This is a genomic window from Zhengella sedimenti, from assembly GCF_046506625.1.
Classification (GTDB): domain Bacteria; phylum Pseudomonadota; class Alphaproteobacteria; order Rhizobiales; family Rhizobiaceae; genus Zhengella; species Zhengella sedimenti.
Map to the genome: position 1 here is coordinate 987,798 of NZ_JBKFFP010000001.1, position 12,919 is coordinate 1,000,716.

The following is a 12,919-nucleotide window of genomic DNA, read 5'->3' on the forward strand; positions in this document are numbered from 1 at the left end:
CGCCCTTTATCCTGAAACAGTTAGCAATCTAATGATTGCCGATGTGGGAGGATACACAATGAAAAAGACAATTGCGGGCGTCCTGGCCGGCGCCGCGATGACAGTGCTTGCCGCCACCGCCGGCGCACAGGCCCAGACCTACAACCTGACCCTTTGCGGCGCGAGCCCCGGCGGCCTCTGGAGCCTGCTTGGCGCCGGGGTGGATGCGGCCGTCAAGAAGGCCTTTCCCGGTTCGACCGTGACCTACCAGACGTCCGGCGGCGGCCTCGCCAATGTCGCGCTGCTGGACCAGGGGAAATGCGATCTGGCCATCATCCACGATGCCGAGGCCAAGCTCGCGCTCGGCGGCAAGCCGCCGTTCCAGTCGGCCATCGACAGCATGGCGACCGTGGCGCAGCTCTACACCTGGGCGCCGATGCAGGCCATCGTGAACGCCGACTATGCCAAGGAACACAACCTGACGACGCTTGAGGATATCGCGGCGCAGAAGCTGCCGATCCGCATCGCGCTCAACAAGCGCGGCAACATCGTCAGTTCGGTCGGCGAATCCATGCTCAACGCCATCGGCGCCAGCCCCGACACCATCAAGTCCTGGGGCGGTGACGTGCAGTTTGCCGCATCGGGCGAGCAGGGCGACCTGATGCGCGACCGGCGCATCGACATGATCCTCAACTCGCTGTTCGTGAACCACTCCTCGATCCGCGAACTGGCCTCTTCCATCGACGTCAAGCTGCTGCCGGTAACGCAGGAAACAGCGGACAAGGTGATCGAGGAATGGGACATCAAGCCCTTCACGATCAAGAACGAGTCCTATGACTGGACCGACAGCGACGTGCTGACGGTGACCGTTTCCGCCCAGCTTTTCGTTCGCGCCGATGCCGACGAAACCATGGTGCACGACATCACCAAGGCGCTCGTCGACAATGCCGACCAGCTCAACGGCGTGCACAAGGCGATGGCGCCGCTGGACGTGGCGCTGATGGCCGGCGCCAAGACCGTGCCGTATCATCCGGCCGCCAAGAAGGTGTTCGAGGCAGCGGGCCACTGACCGCCTGACCCTGCATGCCGGCGCGGAGCAGCCAAGCAGGCGCTCCGCGCCGGCGCGTTTCCTTTCACTTCAGCCAGGGAACGGCCTGAAAGCCCATGTTCAAACTGTTCTTCGACACCGGGGCGCGGCGTTCGCCGGCCGGCCTGACGGGCCATGCGGTCAAGGCCTTTGCCGCAGCGACAGCCGTATGGACCATCTATGCGGCCGCCTTCTCGCGCGGCGATGCGCTTTCGCTCATCATGACGTTCCTGTCCCTGATGCTGGTGCTGACCTTCGTGCTCGTCGGCGCGACGGCGAATTCCGATCGCAAGCATATCCCGCTCATCGACTGGGCGCTGGCGGTGCTGGCGGCTGCCTGCGGCGTCTACTTCGTGTCGCAGGCCGACATGATCGCCCAGCGCATCACGCTGCTCGATCCGCTTTCCGCCTATGACATCGGCTTCGCCTCGCTGATCCTGGTGCTGACGATCGAGGCGATGCGGCGTACCGTGGGCGTGGGTCTCACCGTGATCGTGCTGATCTTCCTCGCCTACAACCTTTTCGGCGACCGGCTTGGCGGCACGCTCGGCCATGGCGAGATATCCTACACCCACTTCCTCGACATCATCATCTTCACCACGGACGGCCTGTTCGGTGTTCCGCTGCGCGTGGCGGCGACCTATGCCTTCCTTTTCGTCCTGTTCGGGACCACGCTTTCATATGCCGGCGGGTCGGCATTCTTCTTCAACCTAGCGGCATACCTGACGGGCAAGTCACCCGGAGGCCCGGCCAAGATCGCGGTGATCTCTTCCGGCCTTTATGGCACGATCTCGGGCAGCCCCACCTCCGACGTGGTGACGACCGGCTCCATCACGATCCCCATGATGAAGAAGATGGGCTACCGCGCCTCCTTCGCCGGCGCGGTGGAAGTCGCCGCCTCGACGGGCGGCAGCCTGCTGCCGCCGGTGATGGGGGCGGCCGCATTCATCATGTCGGAATATATCGGCGTCGACTATGTCGACATCGCCTTCGCGGCGCTCATCCCGGCGCTGCTCTACTATGTGCCGATCTACCTTCAGGTCCATCTGAGGGCCCGGCGCAACGGACTGGCCGGCGTCGACCGCTCCGAAATCCCGACGCTGGCCATCACCATGCGCGAGGGCGGCCTGTTCATCGTGCCGCTGGCTGTCATCACCTGGGCGCTGGTGGACGGATATACACCGACCTATGCGGCCGTGTATGGCGTGACGGCGGTGCTGTTCGTCTCCATGTTCCGGCAGAAGACGCGGCTGACGCCGAAAAAGATCTACGACATTCTCGCAGAAACGAGCCTGCGCACCGTGCCGGTGGCCGGTGCCTGCGCCGCCGCGGGCCTGGTCATCGGCGGCATCACGATGACGGGGCTGGCGTCGAAGTTCAGCGCGCTGGTCTTCCTGCTGTCGGGCGCCGACCTGTTTTCCTCGCTGCTGATCGCGGCGCTTCTGACAACGCTGCTCGGCATGGGCATGCCGACGCCGAGCGCCTATATCCTGGCCGCCGTGCTGATCTCGCCGGTGATGCGCTCGCTCGGCATCGAGGACCTGCAGGGCCACCTGTTCCTGCTCTATTTCGCCGTGATGTCGGCACTGACGCCGCCGGTCGCGGTCGCGGCCTACGCGGCCAGCGCCATAGCCGACGAGAACCCGCTCAAGATCGCGGCGCAGTCGGTGAAGATCGCCATCGGCGCGTTCCTCATCCCGTTCTGCTTCGTCTACAACCCTGCGCTCCTGCTGCAGGGAACAGTCTGGGAAATCGTCTTCACGACGGCAAGCGCGGTGGCCGGACTGGTCATGGTGGCCATCGCGGTGGAAGGCTACTGGACGCGCGTGCTGCCGGGCCTGGCGCGCCTCTTCTTCCTGGCCTCCGGCCTCATGTTCCTGGCCGCCGGCTACATGAGCGTGGCCATTGCGCTCGGGCTGGCCGTTGCGGGCTTCGTGCTGGTGCGGGTCACCGCGCCGGCCGCGGCCGCGCCGGTCCGGCCGAAGGCGGGCGAGTGAGCGGCGGGATTGCGGCCATGCGCCCTGGCCGGTAAAGGCGGGCAACGAAGGGATCTCGGACCATGGACGATTCGGACGCCAGACAGGACCTGCCGCTTGCCGGGGATGCCGAATTGCCGTTCGACGAGAGCGTCGGCTACCAGATCCGCCAGACGCAAAGGCTGGTGCAGCGTTACCTGCAGCAGAAGATCGAGCCCTACGGGGTGACGCCGGGCATGTGGTATTTCCTGCGCGCGCTGTGGCACCAGGACGGCATGACGCAGCGCGAGCTTTCGCTGGTGGTGGGCACGATGGAGCCGACCACGCTGACGGCGATCAAGTCCATGGAGCGGCGCGGCCTGGTGCGCCGTGTCAAGAACGCCGACGACAGGCGCAAGATCAACATCTACCTGACCCGGCGGGGTCATGCGCTGCGGCGCGAATTGCTGCCGCTGGCCCGCGAGGTCGTGGAGCATTCCGTCGAAGGCTTCAGCGACGCGGAACGGGCGGCGTTCCTCGGCCACCTGAGAGCCGTCCAGGACAATCTCCTGGCCCGGATGGAAAGCGAGGCCGACCGGGCAGAGGAATAGGCGCGGGGGCCATGTCAGCCAAGGCGCGCCAGGAACGCTTGCGCCGTCATCACTTCGCGCATGGGCAGGCCGGATTGCGCTTCCTCCAGTTCGCCGACGTGGCGCAATCCTTCGCCGTCCCACAGCCACCAGTAGGCGACATTGCCCTGGCGGTCGCGCACCGGCATCCGGAAGGTGGGGAACGGCCGGAACGGGGCCGGGACCGGCGCCGCGCCGATGCGCCTGCCGGCAATGCGGCCCTGTTCCAGTGCCGCGCCAAGCGGCAGCATGGCGGTGAAACCGCCCGGCGCTGCGGCCAGCGCGGCCAGATCGGCAGGCCGCTTGCGGTGCAGGCCCGGCAGCGCGCGCACCACTTCCGGATAGGACGGGTGGTCGTGGGTCACCTGGACGTAGGCATGGCCCGCATCGGTATCGATCTCGACGATGTCGCCCGGTTGCAGTTTCATGTCGGCTTCCCTGTCTGCGGCACCCTCAAAGGCTGTAGGATTCCAGCGTGGCGGGATGGAAAAGCTCTTCCACCGCCACCTTGCGCGGCGACAGGCCCTGGGCGTGGTGATAGTCGAGGAACGTCTCCAGCACATGGCGGTTACCCTCCAGCCCGTAGGACCAGATGTCCGGGCCCATCAGGGACCGGGCGCGGGCAAGGTTGTCTTCCACGAAGGGCATGGTGACCTTGGTGGCGGAGGTGTCGGCCAGGGCCTCCTCGGCCATCCGTTTGGCCTGTGTGAAGGCTTTCAGCAAGGCGCCGGGCAGCCAGGGATGCGCATCAGCCAGCGAGCGGCGCAGGCCCAACACATGCATGATGGGGAAGATGCGGGTCTTGCGGTAATAGGCCTCGGCCTCGCCGACCGTGTCGGCGAACAGCCGGCCGATCATGGGATGGCCCTCGTCGAAGCAGCGCGGCGCGCGCGGGCCGACAAAGCCGTCGATCTCGCCTTCGGCCAGCATGGCGTTCAGCGTGGCGCCAGCCGGCGCTTCCGTCATGGTGATGCCGTCAGGCACCGCGACCTTGATCTTCTCGGGCCGGCCGGGCGTATTCATGCCGCCGCGCACCCAGTGGATCGCCGACGGCTTCACGCCGTATTCGTCCTCGAGGATGCCGCGGAACCAGACATTGGCCGACAACTGGTACTCGGCGATGCCGATGCGCCGGCCGCGCAGGTCCGCCGGGGTCTCGATGCCGCGATCCTTGCGCACATAGATGGAGGTGTGGCGGAAGGCGCGCGACAGGAAGACCGGAATGGCCACGTAGTGTGGGTCGCCGCGCGCCACCGAGATGGAATAGGACGACACCGAGAGTTCCGAAACGTCGAAGGCCTGGTGGCGGAAGGCGCGGAAGAACATCTCCTCCGGCGACAGCGCCATGCAGACGGGGTCGACGCCGTCGATCTTCACCCGGCCATCGAAAATGGCCCGGGTACGGTCGTAGTCGCCCATGGCGACGGACAGTCTGAGGTCACTCATCGTGGTGACGCCTCCGCTTCGATCTGGTGTTTGAGGCTGACAGGCTGGCCGCTTCGCGCGGACTCCAGGATGGCATGGCAGATTTCGAGGCTGGCCAGCCCCCAGGCGCCTGTCTGGACCGGGGGCGTGCCGGTGCGAACGGCCGCAACCATGGCATCCGTTACCTCGCGGCGCGGATGGGTGAGCGCCGGGGCGGGGATGAAGCTTCGTCCGGTATCGCCGTGGACTTCCACGCCATCGGGCGTCAGGCGCAGGTCGGCGCGGTCGCAGGAGACGATGACGGGGCCGAAATGCTCGTGATGCTCCGCACGAGGGGGCATGTCGCCGGAGCCATAGGTGCGGGTGGATTTCAGCCGCGCTTCCTCATCGGGCGAGGCGACGGTTGCGAGCTTGCGCCGCGCGGCGCCGTAGGCGTCCGGGTCCTTCGCATTGCCGAGTTCGCCGGTCCAGCCCATCCATTCGTCGCTGTCGAAATGGGCGTATCCGGAGTAGGTGAGCGAGGCGAAGGCGCCGCCGGCAAAGGCGACGAGCGCGCTGTAGGCACCTTCGGTCGGTCTTTGCGGGTCCCACTTGCCGGCATGGGCGAACACGGTCTCGCCCATGCCGCCGGCCAGGAGGCGGACGATGTCGATCTGGTGGATCGCCTGGGAAAAGATGACGCCGCCGCCCTTCGCCGTGTCCAGTTCCTCCGGACGGCGGGGGCGGTAGAGAAAGTCGGTGTAATTGAGCGCGTGGATCATGCGCACGCGGCCGAACCGGCCACTGCGGACGAGGCCGAGGGCGGTGGCGACGGGCGCGTCGAAGCTGTGGCTCGGTCCGACGATCAGATGGACACCGGCATCCCGGCAGGCCTCCACCATGGCGCGGGCGTCGTCCATGGTGATGGCCATGGGCTTGTCGACGATGACATGCTTGCCGGCGCGTGCAGCCGCGATGACGTGTTCGCAGTGCATTCCATGTGGCGTGGCGACGTAGACGATCCCGACGGCAGGATCGGCGCAAAGCGCGTCCACGTCGGCATAAGTCCGACCACCGAATTCCGCCTTGAAGGCAGCGCGGGACTCAGGGCGCGGCGCGCAGGCCGCGACAAGGCGCAGACGCGGGTCGTTGCGAAAGGCCGGCAGCATCAGCACGAAGCCGCGGCCCAGCCCGATGACGCCGACGCCGACGGGCACGGTCTCAGAGGTCGAGGACAAGCCTGCCACCCTTCGAGCGGGAGACGCAGATCATGATGGTGTCGTCCTTCTCCTCGTCCATCAGCACCATGTCGCGATGGTCGGCCTCGCCCGCTATCAACCGTGTCTTGCAGGTGCCGCACGTGCCGCTCTCGCAGGAACTGACGGTGGGAAAGCCCGCGTCACGCAGGGCTTCGAGGATGGAGCGGTCGGCCGGAACGGTGACGGTGCGCCCCGATTTCGCCAGTTCCACCTCGAAGGCGGTGTCGTCGGCGCGCACCACCTCGACGGGCTTGAAATCCTCGAAGTTGACGCGGCCTTCCGGCCAATGGCCGGAGATCGCCTTGATCTCCTCCATCAGCGGCTTGGGTCCGCAGCAATAGACATGCATGGCTTGCGGCTCGGCGAAATGGTCCCAGAAATCATAGACCCTTGCCGGGTCGCCGCCGTCGTGGTGGACGAGAAGGCGGCTGCCATAGGCCGCGCGCATCTCGTCGAGATAGGCTGTCTCCTCCGCCGAGCGCGTGCAATAGATGATGCTGAAGGGCTTGCCCTGCTGGTCCAGGTGCCGCGCCATCGCATGGATGGGCGTGACGCCGATGCCGCCCGCGATCAGGAGATATTTGGGGGCATCCTTGAGGGCGAACTCGTTTTCGGGCGGTTCCACCGCCAATTCGGTGCCTTCGACCGCTTCATCATGCATGGACTGCGATCCGCCGCGCGATTCCGGCTCGCGCTTGACCGCGATGACATAGGCCTGCGGATCCTCGCCGGAGCCGACAAGCGAGTAGCGGCGCATGGCGCCCGACGGCGTGCGGACCGTGACATGGGCGCCCGGCTCATAGGCCGGCAACGCCGCGCCCTCGACGGGAACAAGGGTGAATTCCATGATGGACGGGGTGAGCACACGGCGGCTTTCCACCGTCATGCGGATGGCTTCGGCGTTTTCGCTCATTGGTCCTTTCAAGTCCTCCCACGAGCTACTTAGAAAGCTAACTATTGGCTGTCAATGGCTGGACGATCCGGTGGCGGCGATGTAAAATCCTTAGAAAGCTAACCAGAATCCGCATGCGGGAGGCACCATGCTGACACAGGAAGAAAACGACATCCTCACGCGCGTCGGGCCCGACAAGCCGATGGGCAAGCTGATGCGCCAGCACTGGACGCCGGTCTGCCTGATCGAGGAAGTGGCGGAGCGCGACGGCACACCGCTGCTCGTGGAGGTGCTCGGCGAACGCTATGTCGCTTTCCGGGACAGCAATGGCGACCTCGGCCTGCTTGACGAACTGTGTCCGCACCGCCGCGCCTCGCTGGTGCTTGGCCGCAACGAGGAATGCGGCCTGCGCTGCCTCTATCACGGCTGGAAGTTCGACGTGAAAGGCAATGTCATGGCCATGTCGTCGGAGCCGGAAGGCAGTCCGCTGATGAACAAGGTCAGGCATCGCGCCTATCCGGTGAAGGAATGGGGCGGTTTCGTCTGGGCCTGGTTCGGCGACCAGGACGCCGTGCCGGAATTTGATCCGCCGGCCTTCGCGCCGAGGGAAGACACGCCGGTATCGATCCTCAAGATCCGCATTCCCTGCAACTGGGCACAGATCCACGAGGGCCAGATCGACAGCGCCCATTCCTCCAGCCTGCATTCCTCCGACATGGTGCCGGCGCGGGTGGAGCGGGCCTCGGCGGATGACAAGTCCTGGTACCGCCCGTCGACCGACAAGTCGCCGCGGATGCAGACACAGACGACAAGCTACGGCTTCCACTACGCGGCAATCCGCAAGCCGATCAGGAACGCCGCCACGCACAACTACCTGCGCGTGACGGAATATGTGGCGCCCTATTATTCGCTGATCCCGCCCAACAACATGTACAACGTTGCCTCGGTCATCGTGCCCATCGACGACGTGACGACGGCCTTCCACTTCATCGCCTGGGGCACCGACGAGGTGCCGTCGACAGAGGAGTGGCGCAAGTTCGCCCATGCGCGCAAGGGCATCGACCTGAACGACCGTTGGGAGCCGGTGCGTACGAAGGAAAACAACTTCCTGCAGGATCGCCAGGCCATGAAGCTCGGCAATTTCACCGGCATCAAGGGCATTCCGAACCAGGATATCGCCATGTGGGTGACGCAAGGGCCGATCGCCGACCGCTCTTCGGATATTCTCGGCGCCTCGGATCTCGCCATCGTCGAGTTCCGCCGCCTGATGGTGGACGCGGCGCGCAAGGTGGCAGAAGGCGGCGCGGCCATCGGCACGCAGGAACCGCGCGTGCGGCAGGCGACCATCGCGTCACGCGAAGGCGTCTATCCGAAAGAGGTGGACTGGCGCAGGCTTGGCGAGGCCGGCGACACCATGGCCGCCGAATAGGCCCTGCCGGGCCAAACGAGACAGGCAGCGTTGGGGCTTTTCCGCTTTTCGCTGGAATTGCTCCCGCAGGCCCGCCGGATGGGCGACATCCGGCGGGCCTGTTCTTTCACGCGGCCGCCGTTCAGGGCTTGAGGGGCTTGAGATCGGGAACCGGGCCGTAGCTGCGCTCTTCACCGGCAAAACTTGCGCCGGGGGCGGGGAAGCTGACCGGCCCGTTCGGGCTGTCGACGGTGATGCGGCGCAGGTGCGGATGGGCGGAAAGCCCGCCCATGTCGTTGACCGAGGCCAGCGCGATATTCGCCCTCGCCAGCCGCTCGATGGCCTCTTCGGCATCGTAGCGGGCAAAGGCATCGGCCACGACGCCGTCGGTCAGCGACCGGTTGGCCACGCGGGCGACATTGGTGGCGAAGCGCGGATCGCTGGCGAGGCTCTCGTCGCCGATGAAGTCGCGGCACAGGATTGCCCATTCCCGGTCGCTCTGGATGGAAATGAGGATCGGCGCGCCGGATTTCGGCTGGAAGACGCCATAGGGCGAGATGGAGGGATGGGCCAGACCTATGCGCTGCGGCGGCTTGCCGCCTTCATGGTTGAGCAGGGGCACGGTCAGCCAGTCGGCCATGACGTCGAACATGGAGACGTTGATGCCGGCGCCCTCGCCGGTGACGGAGCGGCGGATGAGTGCTTCCAGGATCGCCGCATGGGCGGCAGCGCCGGTGGCGATGTCGACGATGGAAACGCCGACGCGCGCCGGCTCGGACGGTCCGCCGGTAATCGAGCAGAGACCCGATTCCGCCTGGATCAACAGGTCATAGGCCTTGCGGTCGGCCATCGGGCCGTCCTCGCCATAGCCGCTGATCGAACAGGTGACGAGGCGAGGGTAATTCCTGCGCAGGCGCGCCAGGTCAAAACCCAGCTTTGCCAGCGCACCGGGCTTGAGGTTCTGGATCACCACGTCGGCCCTGGCGATGAGGGCCTCCAGCGCCGCCTTGCCCTTTTGCGAGGACAGGTCGAGCGTCACGCTTTCCTTGCCACGGTTCAGCCAGACGAAATAGCTCGACTGGCCCTTTGCCACGTCATCGTAGCCGCGGGCGAAATCGCCCTCCGGACGTTCGATCTTGACGACATGGGCGCCGGCATCGGCGAGCCGCGATGAGGCGAAGGGCGCTGCCACCGCCTGCTCGATGGCAACGACTTCCAGGCCTTCCAGCGGCAGCATCAGAACGACCTCGGCATTCCGAGAACGTGCTCGGCGACGTAGGACAGGATCAGGTTGGTGGAGATCGGCGCGACCTGGTAGAGGCGGGTCTCGCGGAACTTGCGCTCCACGTCATATTCGGTGGCGAAACCGAATCCGCCATGGAACTGCAGGCAGGCATTGGCGGCCTCCCAGCTTGCCTTGGCGGCCAGGTACTTGGCCATGTTGGCCTCTGCGCCGCACTGGCGCCCGGCATCGAACAGCGCGCAGGCCTTCCAGCGCATCAGGTTGGCGGCCTCGACCTCGATGAAGGCCTCGGCGATGGGGAACTGGACGCCCTGGTTGCGGCCGATGGGGCGGCCGAAGACCTCGCGCTCGGACACATAGGCGGTCACCTTGTCGGTGAACCAGTAGCCGTCGCCGATGCATTCGGCGGCGATCAGCACGCGCTCGGCGTTGAGCCCGGTCAGGATGTACTTGAAGCCCTTGCCCTCCTCGCCGATCAGGTTCTCCTCCGGGATCTCCAGGTTGTCGAAGAAAAGCTCGTTGGTCTCGTGATTGACCATGTTGGCGATGGGCTTGACCTCCATACCGTTCTTCATCGCTTCCTTGATGTCGACCAGGAAGATGGACAGGCCTTCGGATTTCTTCGCCACTTCCGAAAGCGGCGTCGTGCGGGCCAGCAGGATCATGTAGTCGGAATGCTGAACCCGGCTGATCCAGACCTTCTGGCCGTTGACGACATAGCGGTCGCCCTTCTTCACGGCAGTGGTCTTGAGCTGGGTCGTGTCGGTGCCGGTCGTCGGCTCGGTGACGCCCATCGACTGAAGGCGCAGTTCACCGGTCGCCAGCTTCGGCAGGATGCGCCTGCGCTGTTCCTCGGACCCGTGGCGCACCAGCGTGTTCATGTTGTACATCTGGCCGTGGCAGGCACCGGAATTGCCACCCGCCCGGTTGATCTCCTCCATGATGACGGATGCTTGCGCCAGGCCGAGGCCCGAGCCGCCATATTCTTCCGGTATCAGCGCCGCCATCCAGCCTTCGCGCGTCAGCGCATCGACGAAGGCTTCCGGATAGCCGCGTTCGGCATCCACCTTGCGGTGGTATTCCGGGGGGAATTGGGCACAGACGGCCCGCACGCCTTCGCGGATATCCTGGTAGTCGTCTTCGAGGAAGTTCATTGTCGGGTCTCCGGCTTTCGTCAGGCCTGACTAGCCAAAGCCCATGCATTGCGCAAATATATGTTTTGGATAGAAACAAGAACAATTCCCTATGACGAGGGGCGGGCCTTTCCATGGATGTCAGGCACATGCGCTATTTTCTCGAAATCGTGGAGCGCGGCTCCATCACCGGGGCCGCGCAGAGCCTCAACGTGGCGCAGCCGGCGCTCTCGCTGCATGTGAAGAACATGGAGGAGCAACTGGGTACGCGGCTGCTGGTGCGCAGCCGTTCCGGGACGGTGCCGACGCAGGCAGGCGCCCTGCTGGCGCGCCGCGCGCGGACCATCCTCGACGACCTGGCGCGAACGGAGGACGACATCCGCACGCTGGACAGGGACCCTTCAGGTCTCGTGCGCATCGGCCTGCCGGGCACGATCGGCGGTATCGTCGCATTGCCGCTGCTGGAAGCAGTCCGCGATGCCTATCCCGGCATCCGGCTCAACATCGTGGAGGGGATGAGCGGTTTCATTTCCGGCTGGCTGGCGGAAGGGCGCGTCGATCTTGCCGTGCTCTACAACAAGGCGCCCACGCGGGAACTCGCTTCCGAACTGCTGCTGGAGGAGGAACTCGTGGTGCTGTGGCGCGGCGGGCTGGAGTGCCTGCCCGAGATGAGCCTTTCGGGCCTGCGCGGCGTGCCGCTGGTCCTGCCGAGCGCGGAACACGGGTTGCGCATCCAGATCGAGGCGGTGCTGCGCGAGACCGGTTTTGCGCCCAATGTCGCCGTCGAGATCGATTCCTATGCCAACATCAAGCGGCTCGTCGCTTCCGGTTTCGGCGCCTCCATCCTGCCGCTGAACACCGTGCGTGACGAGGTGCGCGCGGGAGGGCTTGCGGTCAGCCGCATCACCGGACCGGGGCTGTGGCGCAGCGTGCATCTCGTGCAACCCGCCACCGGGCCCGGCTCGCGCGCGCAGGAAGCTGTCCGCTCCCTCTTGCAAGACACGGTTCCCGGCCTGGTTGCCCGCGGCGAGTGGACCGGCGCGCGCCTGCCGGACACGGGCCAGGGCATGTCCGGTTTTCGTTGAACCGCTCCGGTTTTCGCTTTCGCGGCCCGGTCAGGCGTCGCCCATCACCGCTTTTGTCCTCTCCAGCGCGGTGCGGACGAAGCGCTCCAGGCCCATGGCCTCGGCCTGCGGCCGGTTCGGGACCTCGACGCTGACCGTGATGCCTTCAGGCAGGCGGGCGACGATGGGAGTGAAATCGATGCCGCCATCGCCCGGGATCAGCCGGGCCTGGCGCGCGACATGGATCAGGCCCGCGTCGGAGGGGTCATAGGGCACGGGTCCGTCGCAGATCTGGACATAGTTCATCATGCCGGGCGGCAGGGCGGCCAGGTCGTCGAGCGACGAGCCGGACCGGTCGAAATGCAGCGTGTCGAAGAGGACGGCGGCGGCCGGGCTGGCGGCGGCCTCGACCATGCGCCTTGCGCCGGCGAGCGTCTTCACCCCTGTCCAGGGCATGAATTCCAGGTCGGCGCTGAAGCCGTAGGGTTCGACGCGCCCGCAAAGCCGGCCATAGGCATCGGTGGCGCGGGCCTCGTCCGTGTCGTCCACGGCCACGAGGATGTGTTTCGCGCCGAGTTCGGCGATCCTGTCGAGGAAGGGATCGAAAGTGGCGAGATCGGTATCGGGCTTCAGGCGGATCATCTCGGCATCCGCCATCGTCACGCCATTGGCGTCCATGGCGGCCTTGACGTCGCGCAGGAGCCGGTCGTCGCCCATCAGGTCGGCCAGCGGCTCGCCGCCGGCCGGGAGCAGACGGAAACTGACCATGTCGAAGCCGCAGGCGGCGGCAAGCTCGACCGATTCGACCGGGCCGGCGCCATTGGCCGTCAGATAGGCCATGGAATAAAGGCGTTTCATGCCCGGCC

General features: G+C 65.9%; 12 protein-coding genes. 5 read left to right on the plus strand and 7 right to left on the minus strand.

The window, feature by feature from the left end:
• Positions 1-58: 58 nt before the first annotated feature.
• From ACLB6G_RS04885 to ACLB6G_RS04895, 3 genes are all read left to right on the plus strand, one after another.
• The gene (locus ACLB6G_RS04885) at positions 59-1,048 is read left to right on the plus strand and encodes a TAXI family TRAP transporter solute-binding subunit (protein WP_410354983.1); all 990 of its coding nucleotides are present in this window, start codon (positions 59-61) and stop codon (positions 1,046-1,048) included.
• Between the two features lie 95 nt (positions 1,049-1,143).
• The gene (locus tag ACLB6G_RS04890; RefSeq protein ID WP_410354984.1) at positions 1,144-3,063 is read left to right on the plus strand and encodes a TRAP transporter permease; all 1,920 of its coding nucleotides are present in this window, start codon (positions 1,144-1,146) and stop codon (positions 3,061-3,063) included.
• Between the two features lie 62 nt (positions 3,064-3,125).
• Positions 3,126-3,632 carry a MarR family winged helix-turn-helix transcriptional regulator gene (locus tag ACLB6G_RS04895; RefSeq protein ID WP_410354985.1) on the plus strand — a complete coding sequence of 169 codons (507 nt, stop codon included), beginning with the start codon at positions 3,126-3,128 and terminating at the stop codon, positions 3,630-3,632.
• A gap of 14 nt (positions 3,633-3,646) precedes the next feature.
• Here ACLB6G_RS04895 and ACLB6G_RS04900 read toward each other — a convergent pair whose 3' ends face one another.
• From ACLB6G_RS04900 to ACLB6G_RS04915, 4 genes are read right to left on the minus strand one after another with little or no spacing between them, the layout of a single operon-like run.
• Entirely contained in the window at positions 3,647-4,078 is a 432-nt protein-coding gene (locus ACLB6G_RS04900) for a hypothetical protein (RefSeq protein ID WP_410354986.1), read from the minus strand.
• A 25-nt stretch (positions 4,079-4,103) separates the two neighbouring features.
• On the minus strand, positions 4,104-5,096 hold the full coding sequence (locus tag ACLB6G_RS04905) for an ABC transporter substrate-binding protein (RefSeq protein WP_410354987.1): 993 nt from the start codon (positions 5,094-5,096) through the stop codon (positions 4,104-4,106).
• Positions 5,093-6,292 (minus strand): Gfo/Idh/MocA family protein, encoded by a 1,200-nt coding sequence (locus ACLB6G_RS04910; protein WP_410354988.1) that lies wholly within the window; start codon positions 6,290-6,292, stop codon positions 5,093-5,095. The genes ACLB6G_RS04905 and ACLB6G_RS04910 overlap by 4 nt, the downstream gene beginning before the upstream one ends.
• On the minus strand, positions 6,276-7,226 hold the full coding sequence (locus ACLB6G_RS04915) for a PDR/VanB family oxidoreductase (protein WP_410354989.1): 951 nt from the start codon (positions 7,224-7,226) through the stop codon (positions 6,276-6,278). Before ACLB6G_RS04915 ends, ACLB6G_RS04910 begins: the two co-directional genes overlap by 17 nt.
• Before the next feature lie 127 nt (positions 7,227-7,353).
• On the opposite strand from ACLB6G_RS04915, the gene ACLB6G_RS04920 reads away from it, so the two are divergent.
• Positions 7,354-8,634, plus strand: coding sequence for a Rieske 2Fe-2S domain-containing protein (locus ACLB6G_RS04920; RefSeq protein ID WP_410354990.1), 1,281 nt, complete (start codon positions 7,354-7,356; stop codon positions 8,632-8,634).
• A 121-nt stretch (positions 8,635-8,755) separates the two neighbouring features.
• On the opposite strand, the gene ACLB6G_RS04925 is transcribed toward ACLB6G_RS04920, so the two are convergent.
• Positions 8,756-9,850, minus strand: coding sequence for a CaiB/BaiF CoA transferase family protein (locus tag ACLB6G_RS04925; protein ID WP_410354991.1), 1,095 nt, complete (start codon positions 9,848-9,850; stop codon positions 8,756-8,758).
• On the minus strand, positions 9,850-11,010 hold the full coding sequence (locus ACLB6G_RS04930; RefSeq protein WP_410354992.1) for an acyl-CoA dehydrogenase family protein: 1,161 nt from the start codon (positions 11,008-11,010) through the stop codon (positions 9,850-9,852). Before ACLB6G_RS04930 ends, ACLB6G_RS04925 begins: the two co-directional genes overlap by 1 nt.
• Positions 11,011-11,138: 128 nt before the next feature.
• Here ACLB6G_RS04930 and ACLB6G_RS04935 point away from each other — a divergent pair, with 128 nt between their 5' ends.
• Positions 11,139-12,074, plus strand: coding sequence for a LysR family transcriptional regulator (locus tag ACLB6G_RS04935; RefSeq protein ID WP_410354993.1), 936 nt, complete (start codon positions 11,139-11,141; stop codon positions 12,072-12,074).
• A 30-nt stretch (positions 12,075-12,104) separates the two neighbouring features.
• On the opposite strand, the gene ACLB6G_RS04940 is transcribed toward ACLB6G_RS04935, so the two are convergent.
• Positions 12,105-12,911, minus strand: coding sequence for a sugar phosphate isomerase/epimerase family protein (locus ACLB6G_RS04940; RefSeq protein ID WP_410354994.1), 807 nt, complete (start codon positions 12,909-12,911; stop codon positions 12,105-12,107).
• Positions 12,912-12,919 lie beyond the last annotated feature (8 nt).

Bases quoted from the DNA above. Each gene is read 5' to 3' on its own strand.
- ACLB6G_RS04885 (WP_410354983.1), top strand. From the start codon at position 59: ATGAAAAAGACAATTGCGGGCGTCCTGGCCGGCGCCGCGATGACAGTG.
- ACLB6G_RS04890 (WP_410354984.1), top strand. From the start codon at position 1,144: ATGTTCAAACTGTTCTTCGACACCGGGGCGCGGCGTTCGCCGGCCGGC.
- ACLB6G_RS04895 (WP_410354985.1), top strand. From the start codon at position 3,126: ATGGACGATTCGGACGCCAGACAGGACCTGCCGCTTGCCGGGGATGCC.
- ACLB6G_RS04900 (WP_410354986.1), bottom strand. From the start codon at position 4,078: ATGAAACTGCAACCGGGCGACATCGTCGAGATCGATACCGATGCGGGC.
- ACLB6G_RS04905 (WP_410354987.1), bottom strand. From the start codon at position 5,096: ATGAGTGACCTCAGACTGTCCGTCGCCATGGGCGACTACGACCGTACC.
- ACLB6G_RS04915 (WP_410354989.1), bottom strand. From the start codon at position 7,226: ATGAGCGAAAACGCCGAAGCCATCCGCATGACGGTGGAAAGCCGCCGT.
- ACLB6G_RS04920 (WP_410354990.1), top strand. From the start codon at position 7,354: ATGCTGACACAGGAAGAAAACGACATCCTCACGCGCGTCGGGCCCGAC.
- ACLB6G_RS04925 (WP_410354991.1), bottom strand. From the start codon at position 9,850: ATGCTGCCGCTGGAAGGCCTGGAAGTCGTTGCCATCGAGCAGGCGGTG.
- ACLB6G_RS04930 (WP_410354992.1), bottom strand. From the start codon at position 11,010: ATGAACTTCCTCGAAGACGACTACCAGGATATCCGCGAAGGCGTGCGG.
- ACLB6G_RS04935 (WP_410354993.1), top strand. From the start codon at position 11,139: ATGCGCTATTTTCTCGAAATCGTGGAGCGCGGCTCCATCACCGGGGCC.
- ACLB6G_RS04940 (WP_410354994.1), bottom strand. From the start codon at position 12,911: ATGAAACGCCTTTATTCCATGGCCTATCTGACGGCCAATGGCGCCGGC.